At 64.6% G+C, this 16,341-nt stretch carries 16 protein-coding genes and 1 pseudogene; 10 read left to right on the top strand and 7 right to left on the bottom strand.

Annotated features, from left to right (window positions below; translation table 11 throughout):
• The 3 genes and pseudogenes from ABZ677_RS25060 to ABZ677_RS25050 form a co-directional block, all read right to left on the bottom strand.
• Positions 1-239 (bottom strand): annotated as a pseudogene (locus ABZ677_RS25060) (HNH endonuclease); the annotation flags it as partial.
• 288 nt (positions 240-527) lie between these two features.
• Entirely contained in the window at positions 528-932 is a 405-nt protein-coding gene (locus ABZ677_RS25055) for a hypothetical protein (protein WP_037194821.1), read from the bottom strand.
• Entirely contained in the window at positions 925-1,305 is a 381-nt protein-coding gene (locus ABZ677_RS25050) for a hypothetical protein (protein WP_094635067.1), read from the bottom strand. The genes ABZ677_RS25055 and ABZ677_RS25050 overlap by 8 nt, the downstream gene beginning before the upstream one ends.
• Before the next feature lie 272 nt (positions 1,306-1,577).
• Between ABZ677_RS25050 and ABZ677_RS25045 the strand changes: the two genes are divergently transcribed.
• From ABZ677_RS25045 to ABZ677_RS25010, 8 genes are read left to right on the top strand one after another with little or no spacing between them, the layout of a single operon-like run.
• A complete protein-coding gene (locus tag ABZ677_RS25045) occupies positions 1,578-2,102 on the top strand; it encodes an MSMEG_0572/Sll0783 family nitrogen starvation response protein (protein ID WP_027495238.1) in 525 nt (174 codons plus the stop codon).
• A gap of 9 nt (positions 2,103-2,111) precedes the next feature.
• Positions 2,112-3,167, top strand: a complete 1,056-nt coding sequence (locus ABZ677_RS25040) for an MSMEG_0568 family radical SAM protein (protein ID WP_358374351.1) — start codon at positions 2,112-2,114, stop codon at positions 3,165-3,167.
• A gap of 1 nt (position 3,168) precedes the next feature.
• Positions 3,169-4,584, top strand: a complete 1,416-nt coding sequence (locus ABZ677_RS25035) for an MSMEG_0567/sll0787 family protein (RefSeq protein WP_358374348.1) — start codon at positions 3,169-3,171, stop codon at positions 4,582-4,584.
• The gene (locus ABZ677_RS25030; protein ID WP_128645387.1) at positions 4,581-5,474 is read left to right on the top strand and encodes a carbon-nitrogen hydrolase family protein; all 894 of its coding nucleotides are present in this window, start codon (positions 4,581-4,583) and stop codon (positions 5,472-5,474) included. Before ABZ677_RS25035 ends, ABZ677_RS25030 begins: the two co-directional genes overlap by 4 nt.
• Positions 5,467-5,757: an MSMEG_0570 family nitrogen starvation response protein gene (locus tag ABZ677_RS25025; protein WP_358374345.1), complete on the top strand. Its 291-nt coding sequence runs from the start codon at positions 5,467-5,469 to the stop codon at positions 5,755-5,757. The genes ABZ677_RS25030 and ABZ677_RS25025 overlap by 8 nt, the downstream gene beginning before the upstream one ends.
• Positions 5,758-5,768: 11 nt before the next feature.
• Positions 5,769-7,061 carry an MSMEG_0569 family flavin-dependent oxidoreductase gene (locus tag ABZ677_RS25020; protein ID WP_358374359.1) on the top strand — a complete coding sequence of 431 codons (1,293 nt, stop codon included), beginning with the start codon at positions 5,769-5,771 and terminating at the stop codon, positions 7,059-7,061.
• 7 nt (positions 7,062-7,068) lie between these two features.
• Positions 7,069-7,920 carry a carbon-nitrogen hydrolase family protein gene (locus tag ABZ677_RS25015; RefSeq protein WP_037194809.1) on the top strand — a complete coding sequence of 284 codons (852 nt, stop codon included), beginning with the start codon at positions 7,069-7,071 and terminating at the stop codon, positions 7,918-7,920.
• Positions 7,917-8,978 (top strand): MSMEG_0565 family glycosyltransferase, encoded by a 1,062-nt coding sequence (locus tag ABZ677_RS25010; RefSeq protein ID WP_358374342.1) that lies wholly within the window; start codon positions 7,917-7,919, stop codon positions 8,976-8,978. Before ABZ677_RS25015 ends, ABZ677_RS25010 begins: the two co-directional genes overlap by 4 nt.
• Here ABZ677_RS25010 and ABZ677_RS25005 read toward each other — a convergent pair.
• The 3 genes from ABZ677_RS25005 to ABZ677_RS24995 are packed head-to-tail and all read right to left on the bottom strand — an operon-like array spanning position 8,960 to position 13,705.
• Complete coding sequence (locus ABZ677_RS25005) at positions 8,960-9,991, bottom strand: adenylate/guanylate cyclase domain-containing protein (RefSeq protein WP_037194805.1); 1,032 nt, start codon at positions 9,989-9,991, stop codon at positions 8,960-8,962. The genes ABZ677_RS25010 and ABZ677_RS25005 overlap by 19 nt on opposite strands.
• A complete protein-coding gene (locus tag ABZ677_RS25000; protein WP_358374339.1) occupies positions 9,984-11,411 on the bottom strand; it encodes an HAD-IB family hydrolase in 1,428 nt (475 codons plus the stop codon). The genes ABZ677_RS25005 and ABZ677_RS25000 overlap by 8 nt, the downstream gene beginning before the upstream one ends.
• Positions 11,408-13,705, bottom strand: coding sequence for a glycerol-3-phosphate 1-O-acyltransferase (locus ABZ677_RS24995; protein ID WP_094635075.1), 2,298 nt, complete (start codon positions 13,703-13,705; stop codon positions 11,408-11,410). Before ABZ677_RS24995 ends, ABZ677_RS25000 begins: the two co-directional genes overlap by 4 nt.
• Before the next feature lie 398 nt (positions 13,706-14,103).
• Here ABZ677_RS24995 and ABZ677_RS24990 point away from each other — a divergent pair, with 398 nt between their 5' ends.
• Positions 14,104-14,856 carry a DUF6319 family protein gene (locus ABZ677_RS24990; RefSeq protein ID WP_358374337.1) on the top strand — a complete coding sequence of 251 codons (753 nt, stop codon included), beginning with the start codon at positions 14,104-14,106 and terminating at the stop codon, positions 14,854-14,856.
• A 66-nt stretch (positions 14,857-14,922) separates the two neighbouring features.
• Entirely contained in the window at positions 14,923-15,579 is a 657-nt protein-coding gene (locus tag ABZ677_RS24985; protein ID WP_037194795.1) for a hypothetical protein, read from the top strand.
• A gap of 85 nt (positions 15,580-15,664) precedes the next feature.
• Here the strand turns inward: ABZ677_RS24985 and ABZ677_RS24980 are convergent, their stop codons facing one another.
• Positions 15,665-16,282, bottom strand: a complete 618-nt coding sequence (locus tag ABZ677_RS24980) for a TetR/AcrR family transcriptional regulator (RefSeq protein WP_358374334.1) — start codon at positions 16,280-16,282, stop codon at positions 15,665-15,667.
• Between the last annotated feature and the right edge of the window lie 59 nt (positions 16,283-16,341).

Below are 16,341 nucleotides of genomic sequence, written 5' to 3'. Positions count from 1 at the left end.
AACGCAGCCATGCCGCGGGCGAGGGCGACGATCTTGGTGGCCTTGGACGGTGAGAGCAGGGTTGTGGAGGTCAGCCAGCCGGCGGGCCCTGGGAAGCCGAGCTTCTCCCGCGAGACGCGGGTGTCGATCTCGGCGACGAGAGCGATCCGTCGGGCTTCGAGCAGCTGAATTTGGTGGGAGACCGCAGCGGCGTCGGCGAGGAGTTCGCTCTCGCTCAGTTGCCAGATCTCCGGGGTCATGCGAGCAGGTGTATCGAACAAACATTCGGCTGACAACCATAGTGCAATCGAAAACTATTGCCCTGCAGAACTATTGGGAACTCAAAGTCTGTCGGTACCCCGTGGTAGGGACGCAGCTGGATGATCCACGCGCGGTCGGACGACTTCGGTGAACTGAGGTTGCTTCGCTCCCTCTCCGGCCGGATTTGGAACAGGTAGTCCTCGGTCGCGTCGGTCCCATCTCCCAGAACGGATATGAAGGACGGATGCGTGTCGGTCCGCCCACCCTTTTCCGACGCAGTCGGACCCCTACTGCTGTCGAGTCTTTCGCAACCACCACAGTCCCGCGATGGGGAGGATGACCGGGATGAAGACGTATCCGGATCCGAAGTGCGACCACACCGTCGGCTCCGGGAAGTCCTGGGGCTGGATGTAGCTGAGGGTGCCGATGCCGATGACTCCGACGAGTTCGATGATGCAGGAGACCGTCACCACGCGTCGGGATGCTTCTGTTGCTCGGGCCAGTCCTACCGTGGCGACGATGTAGACGACTGCCGCGAAAGCCGACAGCAGATACGCCACCGGTGCGTCGTCGAATCGTGTGGTGAGCTGCACGATCGAGCGCGCTGTCGCGGCGACGGCGAACACGGCGTAGACGGCGATGAGGAAGCGCCCGAATCCGGTGCGCGTGGCTTGCTGGAGGTTGTCAGGCATATCCGGCCCAAATCTGGCTCAGGCGCAGCACCATGGCCGCGAGGGTGAGGACGGCAACGAGGAGAACCGCTGTGCCGCCGCGGGAGCGGTCGCCCAGGGACCACCACGTGCCCAGGGGGAGCAGGAACAGCAGCCCGACGAGGTAGGACCCGAACGTCAGCCGGTGTATCTCGCGGTCCGAGGTGAACATCATGACGAACCCGATGACGGCCTGCAGCGCGACGACGGCCTCGGTGGCGGCGATGGTCCAGAACAACGCTCGATCGGACTTGTTCTTCAACAGGACCGGTCGGTTCATGGCGAGCTTCGCGAGCACCCAGATGCCCACTACCAGCGACAACGCATACAACAAGCCGGTGACGGCGCCGATCATCGAGTTCCTCGTCCTGCTCGCAGTGGATAGGTGGACCAGCCTTCACAGTAGTCGCGTAACACCACGTCAACACTGTGAGGCCCTGGCAACACGGAGTTGTTCCGAGCGTGACCAATCGGAAATGGATGGGGCTTGTACTTGTTCCATGGCCGAAGAGGATCTGCTCTTTCGCCGGACATGACCTCTCTTCCTCAGGTGGCCATCGGTGTCCACCGCATCTCGAGTAGTTGCCCACTGCATTCAGCCAGTTCTGCGAACCTCAGGAGACACCCGTGTCAGACCTCGACCAGTCCATCGCCGAGAACATCAAGAAGTCCCTCGAAGAGATCCCGCACCCTTCACTCCCCAAGGGCAGCAACATCTACGGTTCCACCAAGATCTTCCCCGACTACAAGGCCGAGAACGGCGAGAGCTACTTCACGCTGGTGCACGGCATCGCGCACGAGTCGTCTGTCTCCTTCGTCGCTGTGCTCCAGGCAACGCGCGCCCTGCGTAAGGGCTTCGAGTCGGCCATGTACTTCTACGGCCCGGGCGCTATCAATTGCCTTGCCACTCGCGGCTTTCCGACGACCGGTGACTCCGGCTTCCCGGGCGAGCAGAACATCAACGATTCGCTCGCGACGTTCATCGCCGAAGGTGGCACCGTGTTCTGCTGCCGCTTCGGGCTCGCGCTGCACGGTGGCCGCGAAGAGGACCTCATCGAGGGTGTCATCCCGGCCCACCCCCTCGACGTGCAGGACGCGCTGATCCATTACGCGCGCAAGGGTGCCATCATCAATTCGACCTACATGGTCTAGGGGATCCCGATGTCCATCTCTACGCGTGTGGATCTGGCGTTGCTCGGAATTCGAGGAGCAACGCCGGTGTCCAGAACTGCCGGTGCCGGCCCGAGTGACGATGGACATGTCCGCATCGATGGCCTCGGCGCAGCCATCCCGCGCAATCCGCTCAGCCCGTACGTACTCGAAGAGGGTCGAGTGTTGTTCGACGGCAACGACATCGGTCTCGATGTCGAGGCCGTCGACCGGCCGAAGTTCTACGACCTCACCACCGCTGACGGGATCGCCTACGAGAAGATCGCCAAGCTCCACGGGTCCAGTGTTCTCGCTACGACCGTGGTGCAGACGTGCATCCGTTACGACGCCGATCAACGCTGCCGCTTCTGCTCCATCGAGGCCTCGCTCGACGCCGGCGACACCATCGCCGTCAAGACCCCGGCGCAACTCGCCGAGGTAGCCGAGGCTGCGGTGCGGCTCGACGGCGTCACCCAAATGGTCATGACGACAGGCACTTCGGCCGCGAAGGATCGCGGTGCCCGTCATCTGGCCCGTTGTGTGCGCGCCATCAAGGCGGTGGTTCCGCAGTTGCCGATTCAGGTGCAGTGCGAACCTCCCGGCGACCTGCAGACCATTCAGGATCTGTACGACGCCGGAGCCGAATCCATCGGTATCCACGTCGAATCTCTCGACGACGACGTTCGACGCCGGTGGATGCCGGGCAAGGCCTCGGTCTCGATGGACGAGTACCGTGCGGCCTGGACAGAGGCAGTCCGGATATTCGGGCGCAACCAGGTCTCGACCTACATTCTGGTCGGCCTCGGCGAGGATCCGGACGAATTGGTAGCCGGGGCAGCGGAACTCATCGAGATGGGTGTCTACCCCTTCGTCGTTCCGTTCCGTCCGCTCGCTGGAACGTTGGCGGTGGACGTCGACCGCGCGACGGCCCCCGGCCGGGACGTTCTCGAAAACGTCACCCGACGCGTCGCCAAGGAGCTTCAGGCCGCGGCGATGCTCGGATCCGAACAGAAGGCAGGCTGCGCGGCGTGCGGTGCGTGCAGCGTTCTGCAGAACGCGGGAGGCTGACATGTTCGGTGTCGTAGAACCGGGCGACCTTGCCGGATTGTCGGGTATCGCAACCACTGTCGTCGAGCCCGGTTTCATCGTCCAACCGTGCGGAAGCGCAGCGCAGCTGGACGCCTATCGTGCGCTCCGGAGAGCGACCTTCGTTGCCGAACAGGGCTTGTTCGCCGGCACCGATCACGACGACGTGGACGACGATCCGCGAGCAGTCGTTCTGGTCGCCACCGACCGGGACGGCACTGTGCTCGGCGGAGTGCGGCTGGCACCCTGCACGGCAACGGATCTGGGGTGGTGGGCCGGAAGCCGTCTCGTGGTCTCTGCCGCGGCGCGCACTGCCGGTGTCGGGCCTGCCCTTGTTCGGGCAGCCTGCGCCCATGCCGAGAGTCGAGGCGTGCTTCGCTTCGACGCGACGGTGCAGAAGAGCAACGAGCACTTGTTCACCCGCCTCGGGTGGATTCGCCGCGGCGACGTCGTGGTGGCCAACACGCCGCACGTGGCGATGTATTGGCCGATCGACCGCATCGAACGGCTCGTCTCCTCGACCAAGGCGATGCTCGCCGGGGTACTCGCACCCCTTCGTGCACAGCCGCTCGGCCTCGGTGCCAAAGGCTTTCGCGGCGACGACGGCGTTCCGGTACCGGGCAGCGACATGATCGCAGCGTGCGATGCCATCATCCCGTCCATGGTCGATCGCGACCCGGAGTGGGCAGGCTGGTGTGCCGCGCTGGTCAATCTGAACGACCTCTCGGCGATGGGGGCAGGAGCCGTCGGCATGCTCGATTCCGTCGGAGCGCCCACACAGTCCCGACTGACTCGCATCATTCGCGGTCTCGCCAATGCCTCTGCAGCGTGGCAGGTTCCGGTGCTCGGTGGCCACACCCAGGCCGGGGTGCCGTCGTCGTTGTCGGTCACCGCGCTCGGCCGGACCTCGCAACCGGTACGGGCGGGCGGCGGAAGCGTCGGCGATCGGTTGAGGCTGACTGCAGACATCGAAGGGGAGTGGCGACGCGGATACCATGGCCAGCAATGGGATTCGTCCTCCCGCCGGAACTCCGACGAACTGACGGCAATGGCGTCGTTCGTCGCCCGCACCGCACCCAAGGCCGCCAAGGACGTCTCGATGGCAGGCTTGGCCGGCACCACCGGAATGCTCGCCGAGGCGAGCGGAACGGGTGCCGTACTCGACATCGCCTCGATACCGAAGCCCGACGCAGCGTCGATGGGTGAATGGATCACGTGTTTTCCAGGGTTCGCGATGATCACCGCGGACCGTCCCGGTGCACCCACTGCGCCGTCCGGACCTGCACTGTCCGCAGTCTGCGGAGAGCTCACCGACATTCCGGGCGTCGCGCTGCGATGGCCCGATGGAATCACCACTCGCGCGGTCACGTCCATCGTGACCGGATTGGGAGAAGCATGACCACCCACCCGAAGCCCGTGACCATTTCTGTCGCCGCAGCCGAATTCGGTCGCGACATGGAACAGGGTTACGCCACCATCGCCGCGTTGCTCGAGGAATCACGCAATCGCGGCAGCCAACTGCTCGTCCTGCCCGAGGCCTGCCTCGGCGGCTACCTGCCGAGCCTCGGCGGCGGCGACGAGACCGAGGAATCGCGACAGCGGCGGCTGAAGGCACTGCCTCCCGCTCTCGAACTCGACGGGCCGGAGATCAGGCGCGTCATCGACATGGCGGGCGACACCGTCATCACCTTCGGCTTCTGCGAGAAGGACGGCGACACCCGCTACAACGCCGCTGTGACGGTCGACGGCAGCGGCATCCTCGGCTCGTATCGCAAGGTGCACCAGCCGCTGGGTGAAAATCTCTGCTACGACGCGGGAGACAGCTACTCCGCCTTCGACACTCCGATCGGCCGCATGGGCATGCAGATCTGTTACGACAAGGGATTCCCCGAGGCAGCACGGGAACTGGCGCTCGACGGTGCCGAGATCGTCGCGTCCATCTCCGCTTGGCCGACGGCACGCACCGCGACTGTCGAGAACATGGAAGAGGACCGGTGGAAGCAGCGGTTCGACATCTACGACCGAGCCCGCGCTCTCGAGAACCAGATCATCTGGGTAGCAGCCAATCAGGCCGGAACCTTCGGATCTCTTCGATTCGTCTGCAGCGCAAAGATCGTCGGGCCGGGAGGCGAGATCCTCGCAGGTACGGGCGTCGAACCGGGTCTGGCGACGGCCACCGTCGACGTCGCTGCCCTCATCGGCGCAGCACGTGGCGGTGGCATGTACAACCTTCGCGATCGTCGTCCGTCCGTATACCGGACCATCACCAAGGAGCCGATCCATGCCTGAGATGTCGTTCCTCGTTCGATGGCCCGACGGACGCGAACAGTCCTGCTATTCACCGTCTCTGGTGATGCACGACTACCTGACGCCCGGCGAGGAGTACCCGGTGGCGGAGTTCGTGCAACGGACGTCGGAGGCGTTGACGATCGCCAGCGATCGAGTGCTCGCCAAGTTCGGCATGCGGTGCACCTCTGCCGCGCAGCAGATGGAGGAGATTCACGGTGTCAGTACCTCGTACGAGGTCGGTGCCGTTCGCGTACTGAGCATGTCGGGAGCTGAATTGCTATGAATCCGAACAGTGTGACAGAGAACCACTCCGTGATCGTCATCGGCGGCGGCCAGGCGGGCCTGTCCATCAGCTGGCATCTGACTCAGCGTGGCATCGAACATGTTGTGCTGGAGCGCGACACGATCGCGCACGAGTGGAAGGACTCCCGCTGGGACAACTTCACACTCGTCACGCCCAACTGGCAGTGCGCACTTCCCGGATACTCCTACGACGGTGACGCTCCCGACGGGTTCATGCAGCGCGACGAGGTCCATGCCTTCGTACGCCGCTACGCCGAAAGCTTCGCTGCGCCGGTACGAGAGCATGTTTCGGTGGATCAGGCCCTCCAGTCTGCAGCAGGTGGCTTCGATCTGCAGACCTCCGCCGGCCCCATGCATGCCGATCAGATCGTCGTCGCCGTCGGTGGGTACCACATCCCCACCATCCCGAGGTTCGCCGAGAAGCTTCCCCGTGACATCGTCCAGATCCACTCCTCCGAATACCGCGGGTCACACCAGTTCCCGGACGGAGACGTGCTTGTGGTCGGCACCGGACAGTCCGGAGCCCAGATCGCCGAGGACCTGCACCTCGACGGCCGACGCGTCCACCTGGTGGCCGGCACCGCTCCGCGCGTCGCACGCTTCTATCGTGGGCGCGACTGTGTCGCCTGGTTGCACGACATGGGGGTTTACGATGTCTCCATCGAAGATCAACCCGGCGGCGTCGGCAAACGCGAGAACACGAACCACTACGTCACCGGACGTGACGGTGGTCGAGACATCGACCTGCGCGCATTCGCCACCGAGGGGATGCAACTCTACGGCCGACTGCTCGGGGTCGAGGACGGCGTTCTGCAGTTCGCACCCACTCTCGGGGCATCTCTCGATGCAGCGGATCGGGTGGCCGAAAGCATCAAGGACAACATCGACGCCTACATCGAGCGCGAGGGAATCAGCGCTCCCACCGAGGATCGCTACGTGCCGGTGTGGCGTCCTGAGATCGAGACCACCGAACTCGATCTCGCTACCGCGGACATCAAGGCCGTCGTCTGGTCGGTCGGCTTTCGCACCGACTACCGATGGCTGAAGGTCGGTGCCTTCGACGGTGAGGGTCACCCGACGCACAACCGCGGCGTCACCTCGGTGCCGGGCCTGTACTTCCTGGGCCTGCCGTGGCAGCACACCTGGGGTTCGGGACGCTTCGCCTCGGTGGCCCGGGATGCGCAGTTCCTCGCCGATCAGATCGGCCTCGAGATCAGTGCCGTGCAGTCGCAAAACACCGAGCAGTCTCAGGGCTCGGCGCAGCCGCAGAGTCAGATGGTCTGAGAGTTCCGTGGCTCCCATCAAGATCGGCGCGCTGGCAGCGCATTTCGGCAGAGATGTCGATCGGGCCGTACTGAAGATCACCACGATCATCTCCAGTGCGGCGCGAGAAGGCATCGATCTCCTGGTGCTGCCCGACGCGTCCCTCGGGGGCTACATCAACAGCCTGAGCAATCCGGATCCCGCGGAACTCCCGCCCACCCTCGATCCCGACGGCCCGGAGCTGGCGGCGATCATCGCCGCGGCCGGGAACATGACGATCTGCATCGGGTACACCGAGCTGTCGAAAGGGTTGCGGTACAACGCTGCCGCCTGTCTGACGGGAGACGGCATTCTGGGTAGTCACCGCAAGGTGCACCAGCCGCTCGGGGAGTCGCTCGCCTACGCGGCCGGTGACCACTTCGAGGCGTTCGATACCCCGGTGGGGCGGATGGGGATGCTGATCGACTACGACAAGACATTCCCGGAGTCGGCGCGGACGTTGGCACTGGACGGCGCGAGAATCATTGCGGCGCTGTCTGCGTGGCCCGCAAGCGTGACAGATCGGGCATCGTCGTTGCCGAACGATCGGCAGTCCCGTCTGTTCGATCTGTACGACGCAGCCCGGGCCGCCGAGAACCAGGTGGTACTGGTCTCGTCCAATCAAACCGGAGTGATGGGTTCCCTGCGCTTCCTCGGGCAGGCGAAGATCGTCGGGCCCGGTGGCGACGTCCTGGCGCGGACCTGGTCCAAAGGTGGTCTTGCGGTGCACGAGATCGATGTAGACGCAGAGGTCGACCGAGCCCGCCGGGGGCTGCATCACCTGGCGGAGCGTCGGGTGGATGCGTATCCGAATCTGTTGCAGGAGAAGCCGGGTCAGTGAAGATCAGTCTGTCGACCTACTCGTCCAAGCCGCGCGGTGGAGTGGTGCACACGCTGGCGCTGGCCGAGGCGCTCGCGCGCGCTGGACAGGACGTGTCGGTGTGGTCTCTCGGCCGCGGTGGCGACAGCGCATTCTTTCGTGACGTCGACCCAGCGGTGACCGTGCGAATGGTGCCGTTCGAGCAGCGCGAGAACGAGAGCGTCGGAGAACGGATACTGCGGTCCATCGATGTTCTGCGGCAGGCCTTCACGCCGGACGAGTACGACATCGTCCATGCGCAGGACTGCATCTCGGCCAATGCCGTCGGCCGCTGCATCAGGACCATCCATCACCTGGACGAGTTCACCACGCCCGAGCTGGCCGCGTGCCACGAGCGTGCGATCACGGCCCCGTATGCGCGCATCTGTGTGTCGGCAGCGGTGGCGAGCGACGTTCACCGTGGGTGGGGATTCGAGCCCACGGTCATCCCCAACGGCGTCGACGCCGAGAGATTCACCGCAGCCGAGCAATCGGGCCGTTCGCACTGGCGCGAGAAGCTCGGCCGATACGTGCTCGCAGTGGGAGGTATCGAACCACGCAAAGGCAGTCTCGATCTGCTCGACGCCTTCGCCCGGCTGCGGGCGCACGATCTACGACTGGTCTTCGCCGGCGGCGAGACGCTGTTCGACTATCGAGACTATCGGTCGGAGTTCGACCGCCGCGCAGCCGAACTCGGTATCGAGCCGGTGATACTCGGAACCGTCGACGACGACGAGTTGCCGCACCTCGTGGCGCAGGCCGCCGTGCTGCCGTTCTTCTCCACCAAGGAGGGCTTCGGACTGGCCGCCATGGAGGCTCTCGCCGCATCGACTCCCGTCGTCGCGCGCGATCTACCGGTACTGCGGGAAGTGTTCGGAGACAGCGTCACCTACGCGTCCACGGCGGCGACCATGGCAGCCGAGCTCGAACGTGCCGTGCGGGAACCGCGGAATCCGCAACCGGGCCTGACGCTCGCACACAGCCTCACGTGGGACGAGGCCGCCCGTCGACACCTGGAGTTCTACTCCTCGCTCCGGTGACCGCCTCGTTTGTTGCGCTTGAGTCGATGGGGCTTGAGCTTGTGGAAACCCTTGACTCGTAGTGAGCGAATCGATTTGAGGTAGAACTCCGAGTCGTGTCGCAGTTCCTCGGTCATCACGGTATCAACGAGAGTGGTTCCGGGATTGGCCGAACTGGTAAGTCGCGCAGCGATGTTGACCACCGACCCGTACAGGTCGCCGTAACGGGCGAGAACCGGGCCCCAGGCCAGCCCGACCCGCAGGTCCGGCATGTCTTCCTGCTCGGCGAAGGCGTCCTGCAGATCGAGCGCGATGTGAGCAGCGTCCTCGGGGGTCTGCGCGCTGAACATCACCTCGTCGCCGACGTTCTTGATCACCGAACCGCGGCCGCGGGCAATGATATTGGTGGCCAGAGACTCGAACTCCTCGAGGAGAGTCGTGAGTTCGCCGATATCGAGTCGACGCGTCAGGCTGGTGTAGCCCACCATGTCGGCGAAGCCGACGGCCATGACGGGGCTGTCGGTGACGTCGTCGGGAGCGGCGATGGACCGTCCTGCCGCCGCGGCCAAGTGTCGTCGCCAGGTGTACGCCTGGAGCGCCTCGAGGGTGGGGACCGTCTCGGCTGCGATATCCCTGGCGTTGCGCCGGATGGCGACGATGTCGTTCTTGTCCTCGTCGCTGTTGGTGATGCGCTCGAGGATGTGAGAGTTCACAACGCCCACTTGCCATTCCGCGAGCCTCGACATCGACTGACCCAGGGTGCGCGCGATGGCGACCTCCATCTCGGGCTTGATGACCTTCTGCTCGGTGAGTCCGGTGATCAGCTTCAGTGCCTCGAGGTCCGCATCGGTGTAGACGACCGCCTCGGTGTCGGTGTGAATGGGAAAGCCCATGCCGATCCACAGCGCGATGACCCGTTCGAGCGGCAGCCCCGACTTGGCGACGATGTCGGACCGGGTGTACTTGGGGGTGCCCCCCAGGAGATTGCGTTCGATCTCCGCTTGCACCACCGAGTTGATCTGGTTCTCAGGCATATCCCAACGTTCTGTCGAAATAGGAACGGACATCGTCCACGTAGGCGTCGATCTTGTCGGGCTCCCAGTCCGTGGTGGGAATGGGCTCGCCGATGGTGACCTTGACGGTACCGGAATGGACGGTGAAATCCTTTTTCCACATCACGTCGCCTGCATTGTGGATGACGATCGGAACGATGGGCACTCCGGCCTGCATCGCCAGGTGGAAGCCGCCTTTCTTGAACCGTCCGAGACGCGACGTCGGCATCCGCGTGCCTTCGGGCGCGATGGCGACCGAAATGCCACTGTGCAACTTCTCGATGGCCGGACGCATCGCCTCCCGCGCCTGAGCGGGATCGCCACGGTCGACGTAGGCGACGTCGAAGATCCTCCCCAGCAGTGCGAATCGTGGGTCGCGTTCGAGTTCTCGCTTGGCGACCGCGGTGATGTCCCGTCGGAGAATGGAGGTGACGATGATCGAGTCGGCGGTGCTCTGATGGTTGAACATGAATACAGCAGGCCGAGCCGACCACGCGTTCTCGGTCCCGGTCACGTCGAGCTTGACGCCGGCGATGGTCAGCGCGATGTCCGGCGCAATGGTGCTCGTGATGTTCGCTCCGTTGCGGCGGCTGCGCGTGAGCAGTCCCAGCCCCAGTCCGATCGATGCACTGGCCAGCACCGACCCCAGTGCGGCGGTGCTGCGCACGGCGGAGGTCAGATCGGTGCCGCGCTTGGGACTGTCCAACGTCAGCGACGGCCACTGCTTCTTCGCTGCGTACCGCTGCAGTTCGGGATCTGGGTTCAGGGCGACGGGGCGGCCGACGGCCTCGAGCAGCGGCACATCTTCTCCGCCGTTGGAGTATGCGAAGCAGCCGGCGAGAGCGATTCCCTCACGTTCGGCGTAGTCGATCGCGGCCTGTGCCTTGCGTGGTCCCCACAGCGAATCGCCGACCAGCTCGCCGGTCAGTATTCCGTCGGTGACCACGGGGGTGGTGCACAACAGTGTCTCGAACATCATGTCCTGCTGGACCGGCAGCGCCTGGTACGGCGTGGCCGAGGTGGCCATCACCAGTCGATGCCCGGCGTGGCGGTGGGCCTCGACGAGGATGCGGGCCTGCGGGTAGATCATCGGCGCGATCTCGTTGCGGAACAGCGTGTCTGCCTGTTCCATCAGATCCTCTTCCCGACGGCCCTCCAGACCGCGGACGGCCTTGCCCATCAGGTTGTCGACCGGGGAGTTGCGCATCCGCATCTCGACGACGGCGCTCGATATCTCCCACAGTTCCTTGACCGTCACGTCGAGGGTCTTGAGCCGTTCGAGAAACACTGCACGGGCCGAGAATCCGTTGATCAGGGTGCCGTCGAGATCGAAGAACGCAACGGTGTCTCGGCCGGGTGGAGCGGCGGCGATCGCGATCAGTCGATCGTCGAACTCGGTCATGAATTGTTCTCCTCGGGGGCCGAGATCGGTTCCACCTCGCGCAGCATGCGGTGGGCCATGTCGCGGATCGTACGCACCTTGCGTGCCCACTCGTCGATCTCGAGTGCAAAGTCTCGACGTCGGCGTGCGACACCGTCGGAACTTGAATCGACGAGATCGCGATTCTCCGCCAATTGCAGTGCAGTATCGAACAATTCGCCGGAGATCGACTCGCTGTGATCGAGCTGCTGACGAAGCCGTCTGGCCTGAGCAGCACCGAGGCACTCCGAGATGAACTTCGCCTTGTCGAACTCACCGCTCTGGGGCAGCAACATCAGCTGATCGGCAACCACCTGATACGCCTCGAAGATCGGCTGCAGAACGCGGTGGGCCAGATGCAGATCCTGTGACTGAAGTTGTCGCGCAGCGTAATCGGGGTCGCTGATGTGGGTGCGCCAGTCCGGATCGATGAGATCGACCTCGGATTCGAGCCGTTCGCCGAAGTCCTTCTTGTCGCCGAAGAAGAACTCGAACTTGAGCAGATCGCGCAACTGCAGTGCCGACTGCCACAGCGATTCCTGAGTCAGTGGTGCCGAATCGCCGCTGGTCGGTAGAACGACCAACTCGCCGATGGCGCGCATGACGAAGAAGTGGATTGCGTTGTTGCGGAAGAACGCAGCCACCAGATGCTTGTCCTGAGCCAGATAGAACAGGGGCTCGGGGCCGTCGTCGAAACGCTTGACGACGTTGGCGTTGACCTGTGCGATGACGGCCGAGCGCACGACGTCGACGTCGGCGATGTCCACGCCTCCCGCGGTGGGCAGGTTGCGGCGTTTGATGTACCGCGCGAGCGGGGCGATGATGGCCCACATCTCGTTGACGTTGAGGGCGCGATCCTCGATGCCGAGCAGGGCCATGGTCACCAGCGCCGCCGGCGTCACCGGAGTCGCGTCGTTGATCGCGTGGGAGACACCGAGCGCGATCTTCTGCACCGCCACTCGCTTGTCGGTGTTCTCGGCGACGATCGACGCCACCGACATCGGCTCTCCGAAGTTGAGATACACGTTGCCGCGCAACGTGCCCTGCGCGCGGATGTAGCCGATGGCCATCCGAATGCCCTCGGCCTGCTTCTTCGCGCCGTGCGATTCCTCGGCCATCGCGCCGACCTCGTGCAGACGGTCGTAGGTGATGGACGTCGGAACCAGATAGACGTCCTCTGCATCGCTGGTCTCGAGTGCGTCGACCAGATAGGTCAACAAACCGAACCGCGGTGGGCGAAGCTTTCCGGTTCGGCTTCGGCCGCCCTCGATGTACCACTCGAGGTTGAACCGCTTGCTCAGCAGGAAGCTCATGTACTGACGCAGCGTCCACTTGTAGATCGCGTCGGAGAACTTGCGCTGGATGAGTACGACGCCACTGCGTTTGGCGATCGGGCCCAGCGGCCAGAAGCCGACGTTGATGCCGCCCATGACGTGGTTGAGCGGCAGACCTTCGGCCAACAGTGCCGGACGCAGCACGAGCGGGTCGAGATAGGAACGGTGATTGGGTAGGAACACCAACGGATAGTTCTTGTTGAGTTCGCGCACCTTCTGCAGCTGATCGCGGTCCACGTCCACCTTGTACGCCCGCGAGAAGTAGGCCCCGAGGGTTCCCCACATCTCGACTGCGCGGCGGGTCTCGGTGGCGACCATCTCGCCGAGGATGTCCTGGACGCGCTTGTCGACGGCCTCGCGATCCTGGCCGACCTCCTCCGCGAGTTCGGTGATTCCGTCCCGGAACTTCTTCTGCTCCGTCATGTCCTCGACGACGAAGCGCGGGATCTTGTACTCGGAGCCGATGACGCCGCGCTCGGCCTTGTCCAGAGCCAGACTGGCCTGACGAAGAATGAACGACGACAGGGACGTGCCGCCGCCGCGCTCGAACCGGTCCTGCAGATCACTGAGCGTCGCGGGCTCGCCGACGAGAACTGCGGAGTGGTCGGGGTCGTCGCCTGCCACCCATCGCTGCCACACCTGCGTGGGCTTGGACCGACCACGGGGCGCGAAGATTCGGTGCAGAATTCCGTTCTTGCGATCGGAGAGCGTCACCCGCAGTGGGATCAGCAGCGGATCGTCGGCGTATCCGCGAACACTGTCCGACAGTGACGTTTTCGCCTCACCGGAGAGCACAACCGAGGGCGGTCGGGGTTCCCCGTCCGGCGTGGTGGCGTCGATCCACTGATTCAGAGCCTGAACCTCGAGGGTGGATTTGGCATCGAGCAAATACACGTGCGGACCGTCGCTGAGCGACTGCTCGTCCGCGTCGAGGTGGTACATCGAGACTCCTGTTCCGTACCGTCGCAAGAAGGCACGCCGCCAGGCTACGCGGCAGAAACCGCGCGCGAGGGCGGTTCGGCGAGGGCGGTTCCCGGACGTCGATCTCACCGAGAGGCGCGCAGCTACCGACCGGTACTCGGCACGGGTCGACGGCAGTTCGGGTGGACTCGAGCGGCGCGCGGGAGGGCTGTCGTATAGAGTCGGAGACATCGGCCTTCTCGGCCAACCGAATCTAAGTGTTAATCCAAGTAACAGTTACTTGCGGTTACAGTTACTTGGATTAACAGATAACCTCCTCTCGATGCGGCGATCCGACGCGCCCTGCGCTGCCCCGGCCACATCTCACCAGCATCTGTGCGACAGTATTCGCAAACACTTTCGAGAAAGGCCGGTAGTCGATGCCACCCCGTGGGCGCGCTGTGAACGATTCGTTGACTCCCGAGAATCTGGCGACACTGGCCGCGGCGCTCGCCGAGGGACGTCGGGCCACCGTCTATCTCCGCGAACCGAACCCGAGCCTCGGCCTGCCCGACGGCACCTCGGCGAAGGTCGTGTCGATCGACGGCAACACGGTCACGATCAGCCCGAAGGGCGTCAACGACGAATTGCCCTACGAGGCCGAGGAACTGCGCATCACCCGCAATACCGCCACACCGCCCGCGCCGGCGAAACGAGTGGCGGCCAAGCGAATCCCGCCGTCCGCGCCGGCACAGCCGCAGGCGTCCGCCCCGACCCCGACCCCGACCCCGACCCCGAAGCGACCGGCCGCAGCCGTTGCACCGAAGGCGCCCGCAACGCCGACTGCGTCCACTCCTTCCACTCCTGCTGCTTCGACGGTGCCCGCGCCGAGCCAGGCGTCGCGTCGACCGAAGAAGGCTCCAGGGGGAATCAGTGTCACCATCCATGCTGGGGCCGACAACGATTGGTCGGTCACGGTCACCCAGGGCGCGAAGCGGCCCACCAAAGCGCAACCGGTGAGCCCCGAGTCGGTGAGCCGCGCTGTTCGAGAGTTGGGCGACCCCACTGCACGCGACGCAGTCGAGGCAGTCATCTCCCACGCGCGCGAGGAAGCCGCCCGACGCGTTGCAGAACTGAGCCGTCAACTCGAGGAGGCGCGCACGACGCTTGCCGCCCTCGAGCAGGACGTATGAACGACTCGCTCGTGTTCATACACCTGTTGTTGCTAGGGTTCTGCCGACACCGCTGAGAGGGAGTACATGTTCAAGAAATTCATGCTCGTCGTCGTGGGGGCGGCTGCAATCGTAGCCAGCGTCGGCGTGGGGTCCGCATCCGCGGCCACTCCAGCTGCTCTCGGCGGCGGCTCGGGAATCATCGTTGGAGGCGCGGCCGAGTGCACGCTGACGACGATCGGTAACGACCGCAACGGAAACCTGGTCGGCTTCACCGCCGGTCACTGTGGCCAAGCGGGCGCATCCATCGTCCCCGAGTACGACACCTCCCTCGGTGAGGTCGGCCGTATCGCGTTCTCCAACCCGGAATACGACTACGCCCTCATCGAATTCCAGCGTGACAAGGTCGCACCGATCAACCGCGTCGGCAACGTGACCATCTCGCAGGTCGGTCCGCCGACGGCGTTCCCGAACATCGTCTGCAAGGAAGGCCGTACCACCGGCAACACCTGCGGACTCGCGTACGGCGACGTCCTGCAGTCGCAGGAGACCTGGGCGCAGCTGTGTGTCGTCGAAGGTGACTCGGGCAGCCCGGTCGTCGTCGGCAACACCCTCGTCGGCATGGTCAACGCCTACCTCGGCGTGGCGTGCTTCGGACCCGAGGTCGGCACCAACTTCGACGCGATCCTTCGCAACGTCGATCAGGGCAACGGACTCGGCGCCGGATTCGTCCCGGCTCCCTAGATCCACCCCGCTTCGGCCGAAGGCCCCGCTCGCGCACCACACCGCGCGAACGGGGCCTTCGTCGTTTGCGCGGTCCGCGCTGCTCTCAGCGAGCGCGAGCGGACGAGTCGGACGACCGAACGTCGGCGACGATGCGTTCCGCGTCTTCCGGCGCGATTCCCAGCAGCACCAGGCTCGACGTCGTCGCCGCTCCCGCCGGGTCGCCGATCAGTCCGGCGTTGGTGGCGTCGAGAATCGACAGCGCAATGGCCTCGATGTTGAGGATCAGTACTTCTGCCGCGAGGTACGAGGAGAACATGCCCTCGCGCTGTCCTCGCCGGATGACTGCGGCGGCCGACTCGCGCATCGGAGTCAGTAGATCGTGAATGCTGTTGTGTCCCAGATCGGATCGTGCGACCGCGAGCAGTAGCCGGTACTGATCTCCGACGCGCGCCAGGGCCAGCGTCTGCCGAACGAACACCGTCACCGCCGATTCGTCCGCGGCTGGAACTCGGGTGAGTGCAGCCGATATTCGTTCCGCTGCTTCGAGGGCGATACCGTCGATCAGGGCTTCGCGAGAGGCGAAGTGGGCGTAAACGGTTCGCCGGACAACTCCCGCAGCGGCTGCGACGTCGTTGATGGTTGCATCAGGATTGTCCGCCAGGACCCCTTGTGCGACATGCAGAATTCGCGCTCGGTTGGACCGGGCGTCACGTCGTTGCACGGGCGGCGCTGCTGCGTCCCGTGCATTCGAACTCGACTCCGTCGTCTTACGCACAGGAC

The sequence above is a fragment of the Rhodococcus sp. NPDC006774 genome, from assembly GCF_040636045.1.
Taxonomy (GTDB): Bacteria; Actinomycetota; Actinomycetes; order Mycobacteriales; family Mycobacteriaceae; genus Rhodococcoides.
Note: the sequence above shows the minus strand (reverse complement) of the source record. Positions and strands in the feature narration are given on the sequence as shown.